This is a genomic window from Streptomyces sp. NPDC045431 (assembly GCF_040646655.1).
Classification (GTDB): Bacteria; Actinomycetota; Actinomycetes; order Streptomycetales; family Streptomycetaceae; genus Streptomyces.
In genome coordinates, this window is sequence record NZ_JBEZAQ010000030.1 from 32,459 (window position 1) to 52,110 (window position 19,652).

Genomic DNA, 19,652 nt, shown 5'->3' on the forward strand with positions numbered 1-19,652 from the left:
CGCCGCCGCGGCGGCGCCCGACCGGACCGGGGAGCAACCCGGCGAAGGTTCGCGGTCACAGCACTAGCCGGTGCAGAGACGTGGGACTGAGCACTGCAGTTGGTCCCTAGAGCAGGCGAGCGCTGCAGAGGACCCAACCGCTGCGGACGGAGACATGCGGCAAGATGCCGACGCATGACCCTCTCATCGCGTTTCACCATGCCGGGCCAGATCCGGGCTGTGGCCACATCCGACACCTCCGGGCCACTGACTGTGACTAGCTACGGTCCGAATCCGCTGGCGACCGTCATCACGAGGGTCGACCTTTCCGGCAAGGTGGCGTGGCAGTGGACCTACACCGGGACAGGCAGGCCGCAATCCCGTCTCTCCACGGACGGCACGCTGTGGCTCGCCTACCCGGACCGTGATGGTCAGCTCCTGGAAGGTGTTCTGCCGGACGGTTCCACTGGGCCCACCGCCCACCTGGAGTGCCGCCCCGATGAGGAGATCGGCGCGTTCGTCCTCCTTGACGACGGGTTCGTCATTTCGTGGGTCAGCGCTTCACGCCTGGTCCGTGGCGAACGAGGCCGGCCCACGTCTGTACCGGAGCCTCGCGTGGCCCGGTACACGCGGGAGAGCGAGTGCCTCTGGTCCACGCCGATTGCGCTCGGTGCGGTGTCGTTCCCGGGTGTGCTGGAGGTGGGAGAGCGGACCGGATGGGAGATCCGGCCGCGTAGACCTTGGGTCCCGGAGGAGGTCGGCGTAGATCACTGGGAGCCGTTGCTTGTATCGGCCGACCGGATCGCAGCCAGCTTCACCGACTCACGGGGTGGCATCGGTAGGACGTTCTTCCTCGACCTGGACAGTGGCGAGATTGTCTCGGTCACCGCTCCCGCTCCTACAGGCCGAAAGGCGATAGTGATCTGAGTCGGAGATTCGTCGTTGGTTGGGTATGAGTCGTCCGGGTCCGAAGATTCCGCCGTTGTCGGTCACTGACGCCCAGCGGGTAGTGCTGGAGGGCTGGTTGCGTCGCCGCACGACAGCCCAGTCACTGGCCCAGCGGTCGCGGATCGTGCTGGAGTGCGCCGAGGGCCACTCGATCATGGAGGTGTCCCGTCGGCTGCGGATCACTCCGGACACGGTCCGCACCTGGCGGCGGCGCTTCATCGAACGCGGCCTGGACGGTCTGTGCGACGATCCGAGGCCCGGTGTTCCGCGGAAGATCACCGACGCCGATGTCGAGCGGGTCATCGTCAAGACGCTTGAGGAGACTCCGAAGAACGCCACCCACTGGTCGACCAGGTCGATGGCCGCGGCGACAGGGATGTCGCAGTCAACGGTCTCGCGGATCTGGCGGGCATTCGCCCTGGCACCGCACCGGGCCCAGACGTTCAAGCTGTCCACCGACCCGTTGTTCATCGACAAGGTCCGCGTCGTCGTCGGCCTCTATCTCGACCCGCCGGAGAAGGCGCTCGTTCTCTGCGTGGACGAGAAGTCGCAGATCCAGGCCCTGGACCGGTCCCAGCCGGTGCTGCCCATGATGCCCGGTGTCCCCGAACGCCGAAGCCACGACTACATCCGCGCCGGCACGACCACTCTCTTCGCCGCCCTCGAGGTCGCCACCGGCAAGGTCATCGGCTCCCTCCACCGCCGCCACCGGGCCGCCGAGTTCAAGAAATTCCTGGTCAAGCTGGACAGGGAGGTCCCGGCCGACCTCCAGGTTCATCTGATCCTGGACAACTACGCGACCCACAAGACGCCCGACATCAAGAAGTGGCTGCTTGCCCACCCGCGCTTCCACCTCCACTTCACGCCGACCAGTGCGTCCTGGCTGAACCTGGTCGAGCGGTGGTTCGCCGAACTCACGCAGAAGAAGCTCAAGCGCGGCGTCCATCGCTCCGTCCAGGCCCTCGAACGCGACATCCGGGCTTGGCTCGCCGACTGGAACGAACACCCCAGACCGTTCGTCTGGACGAAGACCGACGACGAGATCCTCGACAAAGTCGCCGCCTACTACCGACGAATCTCTGACTCAGATCACTAGGAGGTGTCTGGTAATTGATCCCGTGGCCGGTCTCGGCGAGCTGCCGGATGCGGTGAGAGCGGGTCTTAGCGCGCCGACCGCACCAGCCCGCGGAACGGGCGGAACCATGGGCCGGCACCGCCGGGTTCGTCCTGAAACCCGGCAAGCACGAGGAGCTGCCGTCCGGCCTCGCCGATGTAGAAATACTCCGCCACCGCGGCCGAGGACACCAGGGCGGCGGGGGCGCGCTCGAACAACTCATCGGCGGCGATCGGGCCATCCCATCGTCCTCGGTGTCGTGCCACGTTGCGGTGAAGTAGCGGGCGGCTCCATCGCGCCGCCCCGCGAAGCGGTAGGGCAGGTAACGGCCTGGCGGATCGGCCGAGTACAGCGCCTGGATGGCACTGCCAAGAGTCTGCTGGTTGCGAGGGTCGGCGGCGAAGGCCCGGTGCGCTTCGGGACTTGTCCATTGGGCAAAGTTGAGGATGGTCCGGCCGTCGGACCCTGCCAGACAATGCCGCGCAAGGTACTCGGCTGGCAGCCGGGCCTTCTCCCAGGCGTCCATGACGCCGGACATGACCTTCTGCTGTTGATCGAGCCCCCTGGTGCGCCATAGCGACGCCAGGATGAGGCCCGCGTCCGGACGGGCAGGTATCGGGCAGTGCGACCGGCCGGAGGCCAGCGACGATGGCAGTCATGGCGCCAGCCTCCAACCTCAACCGAGATTGAGGTCAAGTTCCGTGATCGACCAAGGTCGACGATCCGGACATGAAGAAGCGTCCTAAGGTCCCTGGGTGGGTTCGCGGAGCCAGAGGATGAGTGCGGCGAGGTGGACTCCGGCCTGGCCGCGCCGCTGGCGGTTGGCCCGCTGGTCGGCCCGCTCCGGAATCACCGCCCGGATACCCCGCCTGTGCAGGGCCTGGCGGATCGCCCGGGACGAATACGCCCTGTCCGCGATGACCGCGTCGGGCCTGCGGCGGGGCTGGCCGACACCGGACCGGGGCACCCTCATAGCGCCCAGGACGGCGTCGAATACGGTGGAGTCGTTGGCGTTGCCGGGCGTGACGACCACGGCCAGAGGCAAGCCCCGGCCGTCGCAGGCGAGGTGGACCTTGGTGGTCAGCCCGCCACGTGACCGGCCGAGCGCCTGGCCAGCCGCCTCGCGTGCCGGATCTTCCAGTTCGTCCCCTGCTGCCGCCCCCTTTTGCGGGCACCGGCGGCGTGCTGGTGAGCCCGGTTGGTCGTGGAGTCGACCGACACGGTCCACTCCACGGCTCCGACGGAGTCTTTCCGGACCTGGACCTGCTCGAGCAGGCGGGCCCAGGTTCCGTCCGTCTCCCAGCGGGCGAACCGCTCATAGACCGTCTGCCACGGACCGTAGCGTTCCGGCAGGTCACGCCACGGGGCACCGGTCCGCAACCGCCACATCACCCCGTTGATCACCTGTCGGTGATCCCGCCACGGCCGCCCACGACCGTCAACACCAGGCAGCAGGGGCGCTATCCGCTCCCACGCCGCACCCGTCAGCTCACCACAACCCACCACAAGATCAATATCAGACACCCCCTAGGCCGCCGGCCTGGGCCGGGACCATCCGCCGCGGGGGCGGGACGGTCCCGGTGCCTGGGCAAGCCCCGCCGTCTCGCGGGGCGGTACGCGCCGTATCGCCCCGCGCCGGGGCGGGCCTTGCCCGTCGTGCCGCTCACACGCCGGTGGCGGTGTGACATCGTTGATCACATCATGGGAAAGAGCACCGCCGCGGGCGTAGAGGACCTGGCCGACGCCGTTGCCGAGACCGCCTGCCTCCTTGCCGACGTACAAGGAGGCAGGTGGAGCGACGCGGCGGTCGAGGACGTCATCACGGCCATGGAAACGCTGAGTGAGGCCCTGTCCGAAGCCCCGCAGATAGACGGCCACGCAGCCCTCCACCTGTTCGCCATCCGAGGCACTCTCAGCCGGCTTCGCGACCACCTCGACGGCTCGGGAGGCGTTTCGGTCGGCCACGCCCCCGCCTCTGCGCGGTCGGCGCCCTCGAGTACATTCAGGCGCCGAGGACTCGGCCCCGGCTGGCAGGGCATGACCGTGGCGACACCGCGGCGGTAGCCGCAGCGGTGCGTGCTCTCTGCAGCCGGGAAGTCGACCGGTGCGTCATGACCAGCCGCGCTACCCGTGGCGGCAAATGTCGCACCGACCGCCGGAACAAGGGAGAGCGGTCCTCGAACTGGCCAGGATGCACACACCGTCGCTGAACTCAGAGCACGCGCTGGTAGCGGAGCTCAGTGAGCGTGATCTCGTCGTAGACGTCGGCTTGAGCCCCACCGTCGACTTGATAGCCAGCCCGCTCATAGAAGCAGCGGGCTCGGTGGTTGTCATCGAGAACCCACAAGGCCGACGCTTCGAAGCCTTGGATCTTCATCTGAGCGTGCGCCTCGTCCAGGAGCTTCCGACCGATCCCCTGGCCGATCAGATCCGGCGAGACGTACAAGGCGTAGACCTCACCCACTCGCCCCAGACCAGACAGCTCACTTCGACACGGCCCGAAGCAGATCCACCCCACCGGGCCACGGTCACCGAGCGCCACAAGGTCTCGTGACTTCCGACGGGGTTGAGAGAACAGCTGCCGCCGCTGACCGGCATCTCCTTCGACCGTCATTGCATCCAGGTAAGTCTGGGGAACGATGCCGGCGTATGCCGCCTGCCATCCCCGCACCCGGATCGTCGAGACGGCCTCGATGTCAGCTTCAACCATCTCCCGCACATGCACCATCGCGCCACGGTAATGCCACAGGTACCTCAGAACGAACCGCTTTACCTCGCTGCCGGACCGTCAGGATCGAAAGCACCTCCTGTCGGACGATCTACTTCGTAGACAGTCGCCCACGACCAGCATGAGCACCTTGAGTACCGGTCACGCCAGCCCTTTGACCTGCACCTTTAAGTTGGCGGAGGCTCAGCGAAGCGCACTTGCCCTGCGGTACTTCCAGGTCAGCCGAGGAGTGGACGACGTGGTGACGGATATGAAGGGCGACCTGAGCCCGAACGACCGCGCCGCCCTGGCAGCCATCTTGCAGCAGGTCGCCACCCGGCTGCAGGAGGTCTAGCCCATCGACCCGGCCCCTGCTGCTCTACCAGACCAGTGGCATCGCAGAGGCCGGGAAAGACCTAGATGCTGCGTACGAGCCGCCTTCCCGCGCAGTGAAGGTGACGACGCCCCCGGCACCCGGGGAGCCGCCCGGCGCGGCGTGCTCGCCGCCGAGGAGAGCGAGACGCTGTGCACCAGGTCTTCCTCGTGCACCGTGCCGCCAGCGACATCAACGACCTAGACGAAGCCGCTACACGGCTGGTCCTGTACTGAGTAGCTGTGCGCAGGGCGTCTGGTGTGCTGTACGCATCCCGGGGCGCGCCCTTGGCCGTAACGTCGTGGCCATGATCGACGACCTCATCGACTTCGAAGCGAACCGGCGGAAGCCGCTAGGCCGTGCCCTGAGCGTGGCCTGGTACTCGCTTCTCTTGCTGATTGGCGTCCCGGTGCTGCTGGTGGTCGGTGTTGTCGTCACGTATGGGGTGCAGAGCGCACTCGGGGAGGACTTTCCGGAGGTGGATCCGACCGTGATGGCCCAGCGGGCGACGGATCGCTCGCGGGAGATGTACGACGTGGCGGGCATCGTCCGCACAGTGCCGGCCGGTTCATCAGGCGGGGACAGCGCCGCCCCGCAGAACACGCTGTCTGCTGCGGCCTGCTACCCGGACGGGCTGGAGAGCTTGAACGACGAGCCGGAAAAGGGCTCCTACCGCCTCGGCCACAGCTGGACCCTCGACCGTGTTCCGGAGCAGCAGGGCGTGCCCGCGCTGCACCGGCTGCACGACCACCTGAAGAACCGCGGCTGGACCATCACCCAGTTCCGCGCAACCGGCGAGGACTGGGAGCTGCGCGCCGAACGGCACGACGAGGCCGACGACAATCCCGACCGGGTGGTCTTCACCTGGTGGTCCCACTGGCAGACCTTGGAGGGCTACACCGCGATGCCGTGCGCCTACGACGTGTCCGGCCCCGGTGGGCCGGAGAGCGCCGATGGCCTGGAGCCCCCGACGCTGGGCTCACGAGGTGTTTCCTGAAGTTCCCGTGGTAGCTGGTGGCGGGGAGCGGGATGGGCGTGGCGGCGATGTGGGTGGTGTGACTGCAAGCGCCCCGGGTCCCGAGGCGGTATCGGCGCCCGCAGGGGCACCGATACCGCAGTGGTCTCTCGGCTTTACGGGGCGGCGGCGTACGCGCCGAGCGGCTCCATCGTCACCACGTGTTCTTCACGACCGGCGACCACGTCGTCCCAGGCGACCACCTGTGTGCCTGGCGTGACTGCGCCGTCCGTGCCGGGAAGAGCGTCGTCCAAGCGTTGCGGCGCCGCCTGCAGCGGCGGGGGAGCGGGCCGCGTCAGCAAGGTGATCGATTCGGAGGGTTGTCGCAGGACATCGTTGGGAGGGACCACGATGATCTGCTGCCCCGGCGCGCTTGTGGGTTCGACAGGTGGGTCACCGGCCAAAAGCAGCGACAACAGCACCACGGTGGACTGATCGGAGAGGATCTGCGCAGCCTCCTCCAACCGGTGCTGCTGGCTCGCGGGCATGGACAGCGCGAGAGCATCGGCCTGGTTGCCCAGGTTGAGCGGGATGGCCACGCATACCTCGCCAGTGGAGTACTCCTGCCGGTCGAACTGCGGAGCGCGCGGGCCCCGCTCGTCGATGTCCGCGAACAGCCGGCGGGGATCGGTGATCGTGCGCGAGGTCAAGCGCGCCGCCCGATGACGCGAGAGGTGGTCCATGCGCTGCTCGAAGGGCAGCTGCGCCAGCAGGCTCTTGCCCACGGCGCTGGCGTGCGCCGCCGCCCGGAAGTCCACCCATTCATACACGGGGCCTGCGGGCCGTCGGCGAACCGGGAGATGCGGATTTCCCCGTCGGTGTAGCTGCTGACATAGACCGCCGCGCCCACTGCATCCCGCAAGGCCGCCAGCCGGTGCTGCAGCGCCGCCTCAGCCGACCTGCCGGGAGGCTGAGCGAGGGTCTGCAACTGCGGGCCGGATGTGAAGCCGCCGTCCGGCAGCCCCGCCGCCATACCGCACTGGCACAACCAGTGCAGCAGCCTCTCCAGCACCTTCTTGGGCAGGCTGGTCCGCTTCGCCAGCTGCGCCGCACTCAGCGCCACCGACGACCCGTGAAGCACGTGCAGGATCCGCAACGCGCCCTCTACCGCCTTCCACTGCCCAGGTGCCGGACCCCGCCCTGGAACCTGCCGGGCGGCGACCGTCAGCTCCGGAGCCCGCAGGGGAGAGGTCGAGAACCGCTCGCTGCGTCCTGGCGCGTTTTCCCGCGGCCGGGGAACGACGGCCTGCAGCAGAGCGAGCTGGACCTCGTCGGCGAACTCGGCATCCTCGGGCAGGGCACGCGACGCCGGTCGCCTGTCGGCCAGGTTCAGCAGCACGCGGGCATCCCCGTGCCCGAGCTGCGCGGCCTGCTCGACGAGGTAACGCACATCGCCCTTCACCCGGGCGCACCGACCCGGTGGACGGCGACCGCGAGCCGGAACATCGCTCCCGGGTGCCCGCGCTCGGCTGCTTCGCTCAGCCAGTTCGTGGCTGCTTCCCAATCGCCCCGACGCAGAGCCTTCGAACCCAGCCGGTAGCAGGAGTTCGCGTGGGCCAGAGCCTCCCTGCGTGCGCTGGCGGTCATGCCGTCCGCTTCCACCGAGGCCCAGTCCCCGTCCGGACGGTCCCAGAAGACGACCCCGTGCTATGGCTGCGACATCAGCGCGGCGAGCTGGTCGGCGAGTGCGGGCTGCTCACGGCGCCCGCCGTGGCCTTCGGCCCTGCTCACGTCATTCACCTGTTTCCCCTTCCCCGCGTCGCTGCCATTTCGCTCTGTTTTGAGACGAATTGATCCTTCAGCTTGCTCCGCAGTTCCCGGATAGCCCTGTTGCGCTGCACCTGCACCTGCACCTGCCTGCGCGGTATCCCGAGTTCGGCGGAGATCAGGGTGTCGTCGGCACCGCGGCTCTGCAGCTCCACCACCGCACGCCGCTGCGTTCGCGGCATGCGCCGGATCGCCGGGATGACCACGTCGGTCAGTAGGGCCGCGCTGTCGTCCGGCCCATCCTGCGGAACGGTGACTTGATCCAGGTCGTGCGGGCAGGTCGGCACCGCCGACTTCTCCCGCAGGCTGTCGACAGCGAGATTCCGGCCCACAATCCGCGCGTACGGGACGGGGTCCCGCCATACGAGATCTGGCTCGCGCAGCCACTTGTGCGCCGTTCGCGCGAAGGCCTCCAGCGCGATGTCCTCGCGCCGCGCCAGCGGCATGGCGGGGAACTTCCGGCTCAGCATCTGCTGCACCTCCCGGAGGCACTCCTGGTGATTCTCCACGAGCAGCTGATACACCTGCTCCTGCCGGCCGGCAGCACCCTCGGAGGACTCGTCGCTCACCACAGGTCATGCTCCTCGCGACGAGCCGCCGCCGCGTGAGCGGGCCGGACCGTCCAAACGGTCAGCACACCTCCGTCCGCGGCTTCGTACCGCACCACACGCCGCACCATGCAGTCACCGGACACGGTTGCCCGACCGGTTCCGCGTACACACACGCCGCCACGCGGCTTGCGACGGGCCCAGCGCCTCACAGCACTCAGCACACTGATCGCGCTCACGGCGACCGGGAAAAACCCGGCCAGCTCCAGGAGCGTCATGCGGACTCCAACTGGTTCGTAGGGTGCAGGCGCGGACCGCGCCGGCACCTGTCCTACGTACGAGCCCTGCCCGAAAACTAACGGGCGATCAGAACTGTCCCTACTTGATCATGTGTGGTCGATTCGAGACGGACCCCCGGCTACGCAGAGCCGTCCCGCGTGGGGGAGGATGCGGGACGGGAGGGGATTTGAATGCGTTCAAAAATGTGGAAGCCGGTGCAGCCGAGGGCGCGCGTGAGGGACAGGTTCGGCGCGGTGCTGACGGCTTCGATGTCGGTGCTGTTCGTCGAGACTGTGGTCGGGGTGATCGCGCTCTTCGTATGGGGGCAGACCCGGGAGAGCCCGGCCCTGCCCAACAACGCGATGGGCGTCTTCTTCCTGCTGATGATGGCGCCGTTCGTGGCGGTGGTCGGAGCCGTCCTCGGCGCCCTGCTGTCGATCGGCGTGGTGATGCCGCTCCTCGCGGTGGGTGGATGGCTCGGCCGCCGGCTTTCGGGGCGCGAGACGTGGTGGTGGATCCCGGCTCTGGCGGCCGCCGGAACCGCCCCAGCGGTTCTAGCGGCGGCGCTGCCTGTGGAGGCCGACGTCCTGGCGGGCCTCAGCGGATGGCTTGTGGCCACAACGGTCCTCGCCGCCCCGGCGCTGACCGCCCGCAGGCTGCTGCTGCCGAACCGTCCGCAGGTCTCCGGCGGTGCCATGTTCGGCCTGGTGGCTCTGTACGGGACGCTCGCTGTCGTCATGGCCGGCACGCTCGTCGGCATCGGCCTGTACGCGGGGATCGGCTACGAGCCTCCGCAGCTGAACGCGGAGCGGGTCGCCGGGACGTGGTCCGACGGCAAGGGCGGCACGCTCATCCTGACGGCGGACGGCAAGGCCACGGCGGCCGGCGTCGAGACGTTCGACATCGACGACGCCTTCGAACCCGTAGTGCACAAGTGCACCGGCACGGGGTCCTGGACGTACGACCCGGGCACCGGACCGTGGTCCCAGAAGGTGGAGGTGTCCGTGGGCGGCTGCGCTATGGGCACCTGGGAGGTTTTCGGGAGCCCCGAGCAGCCCAAACTGTTCGTTTACATCGGCGACCCCGACAGCTGGGACCTGTACATCCTGCAACGCCGCCATGAGAGCGTTTCGTTCAATGAGTGAGCGGAGCAAGCATGGACGACGAAACCCGGACTCACGGCGACGCTCTCTTAGCTGGGGGTGACATCGATCTGGTGGACGACGGCGTGCTGCCAGTACTCGGCGATGGTGCGCTGGCCGGTGTGCCGCAGGACGGTGCCGTGGAAGACGTCGTCGGCACTGCCGGCCACTTCCCGGGCATTTTCGGGGTCGTAGAGGGTGATGGCCTCGGTCGGCGCGGACGGGGTGGTGAGGTGCTGGTAGGTGAGGTAGCCGGTGGTGGCCAGGATCGCGGTGACAGCCGCGGCGAGGGCGGTGGCGAGGGGCTTGTTCATGGTCATCCCCACAAGGCGTGGTAGTTGGAGCGGTCTCGGCTGGTGGGCTTGCCGTCAGTGCGTGCGTCGTTAACGTTCGGGGCCATAAGCGTCGGATACCAGGCGGGGTGACTTGTGGCAGAAGCCGAGCGTGTGGCCGAGCTCGTGCGCGGCGACGATCCGGCCCTTGGCGGGTGTGCCGAACTTCTTGCCCGTGGCGAGGTAGGCGTCGTTCATGCGGATGACATCGGTGCCGGGAAGGGGGTCCAGGCGGCGCCGACGTCCTTCCACTGCCCGTTGGTTTCGTTGACGTCGGACCACTCGAGGTCGGCGACGCGGGTGGCGTCGTCCTTCGGGAACTCGATCTTGGTGAGGCCGTTGGTCGACCATGCCTTGGCGGCGTGGGAGCGGGCGTCGTCGTACTTCGTCTCGTCCTCCCAGGACACTTCTCCCAGATCGACGCTGGAGCGGCCCCGGGAGTCCTTCTCTCCCCCGATGCATTTGGCAGGTGCTGCGGCGAGCGGCACCTGGGCGTAGGCGGTGTTCGCGTGGGCGAGGCCGAGCAGGACCGCTGTGAACAGCACCAGCCACGGGCTGCGGGTCACCGGCCGCTGCCTGCGGTGTGACGCAGAGCGGCGACGGCCGGGGTCAGTGGCAGAGGACGCGCCGCTTCACCGGCGCTGACCGACGCCACCGGCGTGCGGACCAGTGCGACCGCTGTAAGGATGCGGGCAGCGATGTGCTTCATACCGCTGATTCGTAGAACGACAGGAGCCGCTGCCGCAGCTCAACTGCCCGGGCGTTACCCGCTCGTGCGCACAAGTCGTACCGGAGAAACGAACCGGTGCCTTCCTTTACTTCTCACCCAGCGTCCGCGTCGTCCGGGGGCTGCTGTGCGCCGCGATCGCGGTTCGGCGGTGATGGGGGAGGGGTGATGCCCGTAGCGCGGAGCCGGCGCTGGGCGTGGGGCTCTGCGCCACGGGCGCGGGGATCTTACGGGTCAGCAGGTGTAGGTGGTGCCGTCGGCGGCGGTGTTCCAGTTGCAGGCGGTGATGCTGCCGGTGGCGGTGTTGTCGTCCGGGGAACCGGGCTTCTTCAGCCGCAGGTCGGGGTTCTTCGCGGTGGAGGTGTTGAGCAGGACGTGGCGGGCGTAGCCACGGTAGATGTGGTGTGCGCCGCTGCTGTCGCGATAGTGGCGGCCGCTGCCGGTGTGCACGTACGCCCTCGCACCGGCCGGCAGGTTGTAGGCGGGCAGGGCGCGCCCGTAGGTGTTGGTGGTGACGTCGGGGACGTAGCCGCCGGTGTTCACCGTCCTGGTGGTGACGTTCCTGATGACGAAGTACTCGCCGTTGACGTTCAGCTGGGTGCCGTCGCGGCTGTCGGCGCCGGAGGCGTTGGGCCGCACCTGGGTGATCCTCAGGGCGCCGGTGGTGGAAGCGGCCTGGCTCGGCGTGGCCAGGGCCACGAACGCGAGCGCGGCAGAAGCGAGTGCGGTGGTGCGTACGGTACGGCTCACCAAAAACCCTTCTGCAGTACACGGGGGGGGCATCCAGAGGGTGCGATCCTCGCACCCGACGAGCTCCGCCGATGGGGAAACCAGCAAGGACGGTCACAAGCTGCTCACCGCCGTACGAGCGGCGCCGGCCCGGCTAGCGCGCGGTGCCAGGACGACGTACGTCGGCGTACACCCGCGCCCGTACGCCGGGCTCACCTGGCGTACGCCACACCGGGGTGATGCCGGAGGTCGCCCACTTGTGCTGGAAGGTGCAGGAGCCGCCGAGGTAGTCGGGATGGGGACCGACGGGGGCCTGGACGGTGACGGTGGTCGAGAACGCGAGGTCGGTGGTGCCGGGCCGGGTCGCGACGGTCACCCGGGTGGCTGGAAGTAGTACTAGGTGGCTTCGGCTTCTCCGGCGGCCGCGAGGGCGGTGTTGAGTGCGTCGGGCCGGATGTGGACGCCGACGGCCGGGTCTCCCTCCTCGCCTCCATCGAGGGGAATCACGAGCGAGTCAGGGCCGAATATCGGCCCTGTGGGAAGGACGCTGTCTGACATCGCACATGTCCCTGTCGGTCGATGGTGGTTCGTGTCGGTGGGATGTCGTTGTCAGTGGATCGTCGTGGACGTGACGACGAGGATGGGCTCGGTGACGAAGTCGTGCGCGATGGAGACCGTCCGCACGCCGGAGGTCGTGGTCAGGCTCAGCAAGACCGTGCTGTCCAGACCGGTGACGGCGGAATCCACCGGTAGCGAGACGTGCACGAAGTCGATGGTGTGGGACGTGCTCAGTGTGAGTGCGGGCACAGGGTCGCCGGGGTTGGCGATGAGCGTGATCTCGGCCCTGATGGTGCTGATGCCCTCCGCTGTGAAGTTCAGCCCGGCGGCGTTCACGGTGAGCGAGTGCTGCACCTCCTGCACGGTGTGCGTGTGGAACGCAACAAACTTCAGCATCGCAGCCTTGGTAGGTAGCGGGGTGGCCACTTCCAGGGTGCGCGACACCGCGACCTCGGCGCTGGCGCCGACACCCGGCATGGTGGTCGTCTGCCGGGCGGCGAGCACCAGACCGCCGAGCGCGACGATCGGCCCCGGGCCCTGGTCGTCCCGGACGTCGGCGCACCGGATGAGCTTGAGGTCGAGCGGCCCCTGGTTGACGGCTTTGGCGCTCGGTGGCGGTCCGGGCTGCCGCGTAGTCGCCAGGTCGTCCCTGTGGGCGGTGCGGCGCAAATTCAGCAACAGTGAGGTTCGTACGGGCTGGGGGAAGACGTCGTCGAGCCGCACCGCGATGGTGCCAAACAGCGGCGGCGACCCTGTCGCACCGAGCTGTTGCAGGAACAGGTTGACGATGGTGGTGGCTGGCGTGGGACGGTCGTCGACGATGTCGACGCTCACTTGAATGGTGGTTCCGTCACCATCGGCGAAGGCTGCCTTTCCTGCCGGGAAGCCGTCCAAGGTGGCTGGGGTACGGGAGTCCAGGCCGCCGGGCAGGGCGACGTGCAGGGTGCGGCCGGCGGCCTCCGGAATGTCCATGACGTCTGCTCGCAGGCGGGCGAGATCGATTGGGTCGGCCATCGGGGCGACGGTGAAAGTGAAGTGGAACCGGCAGCCACTGAAGGATGTAGGCGACTCGTCGACGATGGAGTCGCAGGACGCGAGGGCGCCCTGCGAGGTGACGAGGATCCCGTAGCTGGCCGGGACGGCGATTACGGTGCCGCTGACCTGGCCGAAGAAGACGCGCCGGAACGAGGGGTACTTATCCGAGATGTTGCCGAGCGTTGTGAGTTCCCGGTACTCCGAACGCTGTTCTGCGAAGTCGTCGAGGTCGTCGCCGTCGATGATGGGCCGGGTCCTCCCCTCAGCGGTGATGGTGAAGCGGCTGCGGTAGGTGTCGGTGTTGAAGGTGAGGCCGAGCGGGAGGGTGCGGTGGAAGCACGCGATCACTGGGAAGAAGACGTACGCGCCAATGCGGTTGACGAGGGGCGGCTCGAAGGGGGCACCGGCGGTGATGCCGCCGTCACCGAAGACCTCGAACTGGAATCCGCGGAAGATCGGCCCGTGGACGGGAAAACCGGTGTCGGGCTGTGTCACGAGGGTCGTCTGGTAGCCGGAGTAGGTCGGTTCGAACTCCAGCCTCAGTTTGCCGCGTCGGGTGAGATGCACGTAAGTGGCCGCGACGAGCGAACCGGTCAGCTCGAAGGTGGCGAGGAAGCCAGTTTCGCCGGCGATGGCTGTGCTGCCCGTCACTTTGTGGACGCGGATCGACCCGTCGCGCCCCGTGATGGGCACGGCCAGCGAGACGCCGGGCTCCAGGTCCGGCACCTGGAATAGGTCGGCCTCCTCGGCGAAGCGGGCGAGGTGGTCCGGCATCACTGCATCCAGCGTCAGGGTGAGAGTGGCGCGGTTGAACGGTCTTCCGTCATCGGCGATATCGCCGGTTTGGACGACATCGAAGGCGAAGTTCGGGTCCTCATCGAAAAGGATAAACTCCGGGAGGTAGCGGAGCTCCTCACCAACCGGGGCCGGAGGGTCTGCATCCGCGGAACCGGCGGGGCCGATTAGGGCGAGCTCGGCACCGACCTCGGCGGACTCGTCCTCGTCCACCAAGATTTCCAGCAGCGTGCCAGCGACGGGTGAGGGGAGCTCGGCGTCGATCTTGTCTGTGGAGACTTCGAGCAACGGCTCGTCGACCCCTACGGTCTCGCCGACCGACTTAAGCCAACGGGTCACGACGGCCTCGGTCACCGACTCGCCCAGAGCTGGGAGAGCGACCGCGGTGGGTGCTCGACGCAACCTATCGGGGCTGGGGCTCAGCATGTCCGCCACGAAGTCGCTTTCGAGGCGCGGCAGCTCTGGCACATCCTCCGGAAGCTCAGCTGTTCCCGTCTCATTGACCACCGAGTCGATGTGGTCACCGGTGCGTCTTACCAGCCAGTGTTTCGGCTCGGCGGCGAGGAACTCGTCGAACGCTTCCTCCATCTGCCCCATGGCGTCTCCCCGTCAGGGCGCGGTTGGCGGTGTCCCCTGACGGATGGACTGTCCGTCAGGGGCCGAGCTACGCGGTCTGGTGGTCACTCACGCGGTTCTGAGATGACAGAGCACACCGTGGCGAAGCTTCGTGCTTGCACAAGGACCCACCACCAGCATATCCGAGCTGCGCCGGACCGCAGCTCGGAAACGCGGCCCCGTCGAGGCCGCCCGGACGCTCGCGAAAAGGAAGTCACAGCGCCGGACCCTTCCGCTACACGGCTAAACAGTTAGCGCGTCAACTAAAGGGCAGGTGCTCGTTCACTCACGCACGGACTTGGTCAGAGGAGGTCCACACACTCGGTGAACGAACGGATCAGCAGGGCCCAGGAAGCGCCCCCGAGCAGCCCTACGAAGCAGATGGCGGCGGTCGGGCCGAGTAGCTTCTCGAGAATCTTGATGATCACTGTGGACGCGATTCCCGCAAGCGCAAGGACAAGAGCCCTGTCGGAATCGCGCAGGTTTCGATTCCACTCCACAACCCGGCGGATGGAGTCGGCCCCCAGGTTTCGCAGATCATCGATGATTGCGTCAACCGTGGTCTGGACGCGTGCTCCATAGCAGTCAGCGAACTCCTCGATCGCCATGTCTCTACTCCCGTCTGTCCGTCGATCGACCGCGGAACGGTGCTTAAACCACACCCCGAACCTGGTCGAGCGTTTCACTTGTCGCCTGCAGCATCTCCGTAAGGCGCATGTTAGGGGTGCGGTCGTAAGCGGCGAGAATTGACGAGATCTCAGGTGCGATGCTGACCGACGGATCGGCCAGCACTGAGCACACAGCGAACTCAAGGGAGCTCTCGTCAAACCCCTCGCGGACAGCTACGTCCATGTCGCTCATGAAGCCGTTGATGTTGTCGAGTGCACCACCGATCACATCCGGGGCGGGAACATCGTTGGCATCCATCTGGATCCCACGCTGGGCAAGCGCAGCTGCAAAGTCCTCGGCGAAGGCCATGAGTGTTCTCCTCCCAATCGGCAATCCTGTTGACGGAGCAGAGTGGCCCCGGTCCGGATCAATCATTACTTGAGGAGGAGCTTCCGGCGCGTTTGTTCATCCGTGTGGAGACCTCAACGAAATGGCCGGTACTGGGCAGGATCCTGCCTGTAGAGCGCGTTCTGGGTCCTCGGCAGCCGCTGAGCGCGTTCTGCGGAGGATCTCTGCGGGAGTGATCCGGCTCCGCCATTGCAGTGACGGGGTGCTGCTGCTTCGGCAGACTGAGGAATCTGTCCTGGGATGAGGTGGACAGAAGGGCTCCTCGTTGCTTCGCGAATGCCGCTGCGGCGCGTTGGGAACCTTGTAGCCGGAGTCCTGGCCCGCAACACTCCCGTCGCCTAAGACGTCGTTTCTTATGGCTGTCAGAGCGGCATGAGAGTCTCCGGTCATGAGCTACGACCTTGCTGTCTGGGAAGGCGAGAGGCCGACGGATGACAAGCCCGCCGGCCAGGTTTTCAGCGACCTGTACGACCGCTACATCGACAGCGAGGTGGAAGAGCCTCCGCCCGAACGCATCGCGGCGTACGTAGCAGCGCTGCTTGAGCGGTGGTGCGACCTCACCGAGGACGAGGAGGACACCTCGCCCTGGTCAACCGGCCGGCTGATCGGCGAAGCCAGCGGTCCACTGATCTACTTCCCCATGCGATTCAGCATGACTGAGGAGGCCGGCCGCGACGTGTGGTCTACGTGCCGCGCCCGCCGTCGCCGTCCGCCGGAGCTGGGTCTTGCTGTGCCCGAGGGCTCGCCAAATGAGATGGCTTGTTAGACGGCCAGCTCTCGCAGCGTTTCCGATAGTCCAGCGAGCTCGGCGACGTACTCGTCGCCGACGATAGCCTGTGCCTGAGTGGGGATTTGGGTCGCGAGCAGGACCGGATCCTCGCTCGCATCAACGGAAGAGAACGGGTCGTTGTCTGTCAGGTCCTCGACGCTGGCCATGACCGCTTGCCATGGGTCACCCGCGGCCTCGTTGTGCAGCTCCAGTACCTGCTCCAGGGTCGCGTCGTCCCATGCCAGGATCTCCTGACTGTTCCACCAGAGCTCGTTCACAGTTCCGGCGAGCGCGACGACCGTATCCTGCAGGCCTGCGGCAGTTTGCGCGTTGAGCTGGACTGCCTCTGCTTGCCTGTTCGCGGCATCGGAATCGTCGGCCAGGACCGCACCGTCGAAGCGTTCGAGCGACACGAGCAACGCGCTCAGCGCGTCGCATAGCAGCACCTGGTTGGCTGCGAGGCGGTGCACTGTCGCGTGTGGTTCGTCGGTGGGAACCTCGTCCTCGAGTAGGCGGGCGAAGCTCTCGGTCACCTGGTCACAGTCGTCGCGTGGCGGATCGTTAGCGATGCGCTGGTAGCGGTTACCGATCAGCCACGCGGTGAAGCTGCCGACCGCAAGAGTGGCGCCGACTGCCACGCCCGCGAGCGCCCCGGCGCCGGTGGCCGCGCCGGCGCCTGCGACCGCCACGCCCGCGATGCCCAATACGACGGCGGTGTCGTTGGCGGCTACTGCGGCGTTCGCCGCGGCGACCTTCGCCTGCTGGCGCTTCTCGGCATCGACGTCCGTCATGATTCCTTCTCTTTCGCGAGTTCGGCACAATTCCAGCGCTCCGCTGAATCGGACGATGCCGCCCGGCGCGCTGCTGGGACTCGTCCTTAATGCGGACAGCACCGTGCTGGAACTGAGGTACCTGCGCGCTTCGATTGGTCACCGCGGCCGTGGACACGCCACCCGCCTCTGACCCGACTGTGCAGCAAAGCCGATGCACGCGGCCTTGTCTGGTGGGCACCCCAACCGACGAGTTCGGTGCCGACTGCCTCGATCTGCAGATTTTCCATGCCTATCCCTGTGGAGCTACAGAGGCACGATCTTGAGTTCGGAGAAATTCGCAGTAACCGACATGTCGGTACCCGAAGTTGCGAATAGGGCAAGCTTTCGCGTCGGTGATGCTCCCTCGAGGGCCTCGAGTTCCATTACTTCAGGCACGTTGCTGAATTCTTCTCCATCATTACTGAGGCCTATCGAGCTGACTTGCCCACGTGCGACGGTCATCTTGAGATAAATGGGTTCGTTGCCGACCCAGTCAATAGGTCGATAGCCCGAACCAACCCCAAGGGTGCCACTGAACAAGCATACGTGTCGCCCGTCCTCGTCGACCAACTTGCCTACACCGGAAAACTTTGCACCTGCCGGTGCGAACAAGGCAAGCCCTGCATCGCGGATTATAATATCGCTTGGCTTTGGAAGGTTGACGGTCAGCTTGGCGGTAACTTGAAAACTGTCCGGCACATCCAAGAACTGTACTTCCCTGTGCGGAGGGGAATTCGTCGCGGTGAGCGTAATGGACGTCGGAAGCACGGCCTGCTTCTGTTTCGGCATGTTCGCCGGGAGGGTGGTGAGACGGAAGCCTGGAACACCGCGGATGTCCCGCATGAAGACCTCGGGATCCCGTGCTTCCTTGAGGTTTTCGATGGCGAAGGAAGCGGCCTCCTCGATGATGTCAAGATCACTCACCAGCGCGGCTTGCAGGGCTGGCAGATCCGGCCCTCCAGGCACGATCTCGAACTCGTTGGTGTGCCGGAAGTCGAGAATGTACTCCACGAGATTGAGCATGTCGATGGCCCGCGATCGCAGATTCGCGCAGCGAATCAGCACCCGTCGTTGCTTTTCGATGTCGGCAAGGTTTGGTGGCGTCGGCCCCAGAGCAATGACATAGGGAGCCAGCGTCACCGTATACGCCTTCGCGTCTTGACGCACACTGGCCGACCACTCATCCATCGCCTGGTATAGCTGCTTGACCAGCTCGACCGGATCACCGCTCCGTGGATGCGTTGTGATACTGCCGCCGTCATGAAGGATGAAGGCCTCGGCCCGCGCTTCGGCTTGCGCCATAGCTTGCGCGATCCTGGTCTTGACCTCGGCCGTCACCGCGACCCCGTAGGAACCCTCCAACGCGGCATTGAGTTCCGTCTTGGATTGCACGCTCTTCGTGTCGATCCGTACGACCCCGAAGAAGCGCCCGCCCGTGCTGATGCCGCGCACGAAGTATTCGCCGAACTGCTCACTGAGCGGCTTTCCCCGCTCGACGAGCTTTGCCGCCGGTTCCGACAAGCTTGGCGAGTCCATTTGCTGAAATGCGAACCGCTTCACGGCGGACACGAGCACCGTGAGCGAACTCGATTGAATCTTGCACTTCTTCGAGAAGTTGAACGATGCGGATCCACTGAACAAGCCGATTCCGGCCGATACATCCGCTCCGACGCCGAGTTCGTCCTCCAGTTCCTGCGTGGTTTCGATACGACGGAAGACGAACGAGCCAGACCCGCCGGTTCCGATCTGCGGTGGTGTGACGGCGCCGACCGCACCCAGGGCCATCGGGCTGCCGCTTGCCATCGCAACGCCGATGCCGACGTCGTATCCGTTGCGAATCGGCACCTCTTCCTGCTGCAGAACCATGATGCCTTTCCTGTCCGCGCTCAAGCAATGGGCTCGCGCCTCTGCAATACGCCAGACGCAGCCCCTCCTTCACTGTCCCGCCCGCGTCCTGACAGACAACCGCGAACCGCTGGGACGAGCCGTGGGGCCTAAACTCCGCCGAAGGACGGGCTGACCCATCCGACCGAGTGCCCAGCACCGGGCCCTCTTTCAGGGTCGGGCAAATAGGGGATTCGGCAACTTGAGAGACCGGGCGGCTCTCGCCATCGACCGCGACACCAGCGTGGCCTGATCACACCAACTGCCCGTCACCCGTCGTCACCCTGCTGGCTTCCTACGTCGTTTCACTTGGTGAGTCGGCGGTAGCTGATGAGGGCTGCGGCTATGCCGACGAAGGCCAGGAAGTGCTCGGCCTTTCGCTCGTAACGGCGGTGCAGCCTTCGGCATCCGGCTAAGGGCTGTCCCGTAAATGATCTTTGACGTCTGCATGGCCTGCTCGTTTGCCCGTCATCCGGCGAGAACGAGGTTGTGCAGGCGGGCGATGCC

General features: G+C 66.6%; 21 protein-coding genes and 3 pseudogenes. 6 read left to right on the forward strand and 18 right to left on the reverse strand.

Annotated elements, in window-relative coordinates; translation table 11 throughout:
- Nucleotides 1-174: 174 nt before the first annotated feature.
- Together AB0A69_RS32610 and AB0A69_RS32615 are read left to right on the forward strand one after the other, a co-directional pair.
- Nucleotides 175-906, forward strand: a complete 732-nt coding sequence (locus AB0A69_RS32610; protein WP_361429521.1) for a hypothetical protein — start codon at nt 175-177, stop codon at nt 904-906.
- Nucleotides 907-931: 25 nt separating this feature from the next.
- Entirely contained in the window at nt 932-2,023 is a 1,092-nt protein-coding gene (locus tag AB0A69_RS32615) for an IS630 family transposase (RefSeq protein WP_361429523.1), read from the forward strand.
- 65 nt (nt 2,024-2,088) lie between these two features.
- On the opposite strand, the gene AB0A69_RS32620 is transcribed toward AB0A69_RS32615, so the two are convergent.
- Complete coding sequence (locus AB0A69_RS32620; protein WP_361429525.1) at nt 2,089-2,307, reverse strand: hypothetical protein; 219 nt, start codon at nt 2,305-2,307, stop codon at nt 2,089-2,091.
- Nucleotides 2,308-2,783: 476 nt separating this feature from the next.
- A pseudogene (locus AB0A69_RS32625) lies at nt 2,784-3,547 on the reverse strand (IS5 family transposase).
- A 195-nt stretch (nt 3,548-3,742) separates the two neighbouring features.
- Between AB0A69_RS32625 and AB0A69_RS32630 the strand changes: the two are divergent.
- Entirely contained in the window at nt 3,743-4,105 is a 363-nt protein-coding gene (locus AB0A69_RS32630) for a hypothetical protein (protein WP_361429527.1), read from the forward strand.
- A 148-nt stretch (nt 4,106-4,253) separates the two neighbouring features.
- On the opposite strand, the gene AB0A69_RS32635 is transcribed toward AB0A69_RS32630, so the two are convergent.
- A complete protein-coding gene (locus AB0A69_RS32635; protein ID WP_361429529.1) occupies nt 4,254-4,769 on the reverse strand; it encodes a GNAT family N-acetyltransferase in 516 nt (171 codons plus the stop codon).
- Between the two features lie 659 nt (nt 4,770-5,428).
- On the opposite strand from AB0A69_RS32635, the gene AB0A69_RS32640 reads away from it, so the two are divergent.
- The gene (locus AB0A69_RS32640; RefSeq protein WP_361429531.1) at nt 5,429-6,118 is read left to right on the forward strand and encodes a hypothetical protein; all 690 of its coding nucleotides are present in this window, start codon (nt 5,429-5,431) and stop codon (nt 6,116-6,118) included.
- A 134-nt stretch (nt 6,119-6,252) separates the two neighbouring features.
- Here AB0A69_RS32640 and AB0A69_RS32645 read toward each other — a convergent pair whose 3' ends face one another.
- The 4 genes from AB0A69_RS32645 to AB0A69_RS32660 all read right to left on the reverse strand — a co-directional run bounded on the left by AB0A69_RS32645 (nt 6,253) and on the right by AB0A69_RS32660 (nt 8,472).
- On the reverse strand, nt 6,253-6,861 hold the full coding sequence (locus AB0A69_RS32645) for an IclR family transcriptional regulator C-terminal domain-containing protein (RefSeq protein WP_361429533.1): 609 nt from the start codon (nt 6,859-6,861) through the stop codon (nt 6,253-6,255).
- Entirely contained in the window at nt 6,783-7,538 is a 756-nt protein-coding gene (locus AB0A69_RS32650; protein WP_361429535.1) for a hypothetical protein, read from the reverse strand. The genes AB0A69_RS32645 and AB0A69_RS32650 overlap by 79 nt, the downstream gene beginning before the upstream one ends.
- Entirely contained in the window at nt 7,535-7,723 is a 189-nt protein-coding gene (locus AB0A69_RS32655; protein WP_361429537.1) for a hypothetical protein, read from the reverse strand. Before AB0A69_RS32655 ends, AB0A69_RS32650 begins: the two co-directional genes overlap by 4 nt.
- Nucleotides 7,724-7,872: 149 nt before the next feature.
- The gene (locus AB0A69_RS32660) at nt 7,873-8,472 is read right to left on the reverse strand and encodes a hypothetical protein (protein ID WP_361429539.1); all 600 of its coding nucleotides are present in this window, start codon (nt 8,470-8,472) and stop codon (nt 7,873-7,875) included.
- A gap of 491 nt (nt 8,473-8,963) precedes the next feature.
- On the opposite strand from AB0A69_RS32660, the gene AB0A69_RS32665 reads away from it, so the two are divergent.
- Nucleotides 8,964-9,875, forward strand: a complete 912-nt coding sequence (locus AB0A69_RS32665; RefSeq protein WP_361429541.1) for a hypothetical protein — start codon at nt 8,964-8,966, stop codon at nt 9,873-9,875.
- Between the two features lie 47 nt (nt 9,876-9,922).
- On the opposite strand, the gene AB0A69_RS32670 is transcribed toward AB0A69_RS32665, so the two are convergent.
- The 8 genes and pseudogenes from AB0A69_RS32670 to AB0A69_RS32705 all read right to left on the reverse strand — a co-directional run bounded on the left by AB0A69_RS32670 (nt 9,923) and on the right by AB0A69_RS32705 (nt 15,641).
- Nucleotides 9,923-10,186, reverse strand: coding sequence for a hypothetical protein (locus AB0A69_RS32670; RefSeq protein WP_361429543.1), 264 nt, complete (start codon nt 10,184-10,186; stop codon nt 9,923-9,925).
- 69 nt (nt 10,187-10,255) lie between these two features.
- Complete coding sequence (locus tag AB0A69_RS32675) at nt 10,256-10,402, reverse strand: hypothetical protein (protein WP_361429545.1); 147 nt, start codon at nt 10,400-10,402, stop codon at nt 10,256-10,258.
- Nucleotides 10,399-10,770 carry a hypothetical protein gene (locus AB0A69_RS32680; RefSeq protein ID WP_361429547.1) on the reverse strand — a complete coding sequence of 124 codons (372 nt, stop codon included), beginning with the start codon at nt 10,768-10,770 and terminating at the stop codon, nt 10,399-10,401. Before AB0A69_RS32680 ends, AB0A69_RS32675 begins: the two co-directional genes overlap by 4 nt.
- Nucleotides 10,771-11,165: 395 nt before the next feature.
- A complete protein-coding gene (locus tag AB0A69_RS32685; RefSeq protein ID WP_361429549.1) occupies nt 11,166-11,681 on the reverse strand; it encodes a lamin tail domain-containing protein in 516 nt (171 codons plus the stop codon).
- A 133-nt stretch (nt 11,682-11,814) separates the two neighbouring features.
- Entirely contained in the window at nt 11,815-12,036 is a 222-nt protein-coding gene (locus tag AB0A69_RS32690; protein WP_361429551.1) for a DUF6207 family protein, read from the reverse strand.
- Nucleotides 12,037-14,174: 2,138 nt separating this feature from the next.
- Nucleotides 14,175-14,435, reverse strand: a pseudogene (locus AB0A69_RS32695) (biotin/lipoyl-containing protein); the annotation flags it as partial.
- A 530-nt stretch (nt 14,436-14,965) separates the two neighbouring features.
- Nucleotides 14,966-15,271 carry a hypothetical protein gene (locus AB0A69_RS32700; RefSeq protein ID WP_361429553.1) on the reverse strand — a complete coding sequence of 102 codons (306 nt, stop codon included), beginning with the start codon at nt 15,269-15,271 and terminating at the stop codon, nt 14,966-14,968.
- Between the two features lie 43 nt (nt 15,272-15,314).
- Nucleotides 15,315-15,641, reverse strand: a complete 327-nt coding sequence (locus AB0A69_RS32705; protein WP_361429555.1) for a hypothetical protein — start codon at nt 15,639-15,641, stop codon at nt 15,315-15,317.
- Nucleotides 15,642-16,068: 427 nt separating this feature from the next.
- Between AB0A69_RS32705 and AB0A69_RS32710 the strand changes: the two genes are divergently transcribed.
- A complete protein-coding gene (locus tag AB0A69_RS32710; protein ID WP_361429557.1) occupies nt 16,069-16,446 on the forward strand; it encodes a hypothetical protein in 378 nt (125 codons plus the stop codon).
- Here the strand turns inward: AB0A69_RS32710 and AB0A69_RS32715 are convergent.
- From AB0A69_RS32715 to AB0A69_RS32725, 3 genes and pseudogenes are all read right to left on the reverse strand, one after another.
- Nucleotides 16,443-17,240 (reverse strand): hypothetical protein, encoded by a 798-nt coding sequence (locus AB0A69_RS32715; protein ID WP_361429559.1) that lies wholly within the window; start codon nt 17,238-17,240, stop codon nt 16,443-16,445. The two genes, AB0A69_RS32710 and AB0A69_RS32715, sit on opposite strands and share 4 nt — an antisense overlap.
- Before the next feature lie 285 nt (nt 17,241-17,525).
- Nucleotides 17,526-19,127 carry a hypothetical protein gene (locus AB0A69_RS32720; RefSeq protein WP_361429561.1) on the reverse strand — a complete coding sequence of 534 codons (1,602 nt, stop codon included), beginning with the start codon at nt 19,125-19,127 and terminating at the stop codon, nt 17,526-17,528.
- A gap of 323 nt (nt 19,128-19,450) precedes the next feature.
- Nucleotides 19,451-19,561 (reverse strand): annotated as a pseudogene (locus tag AB0A69_RS32725) (IS5/IS1182 family transposase); the annotation flags it as partial.
- Between the last annotated feature and the right edge of the window lie 91 nt (nt 19,562-19,652).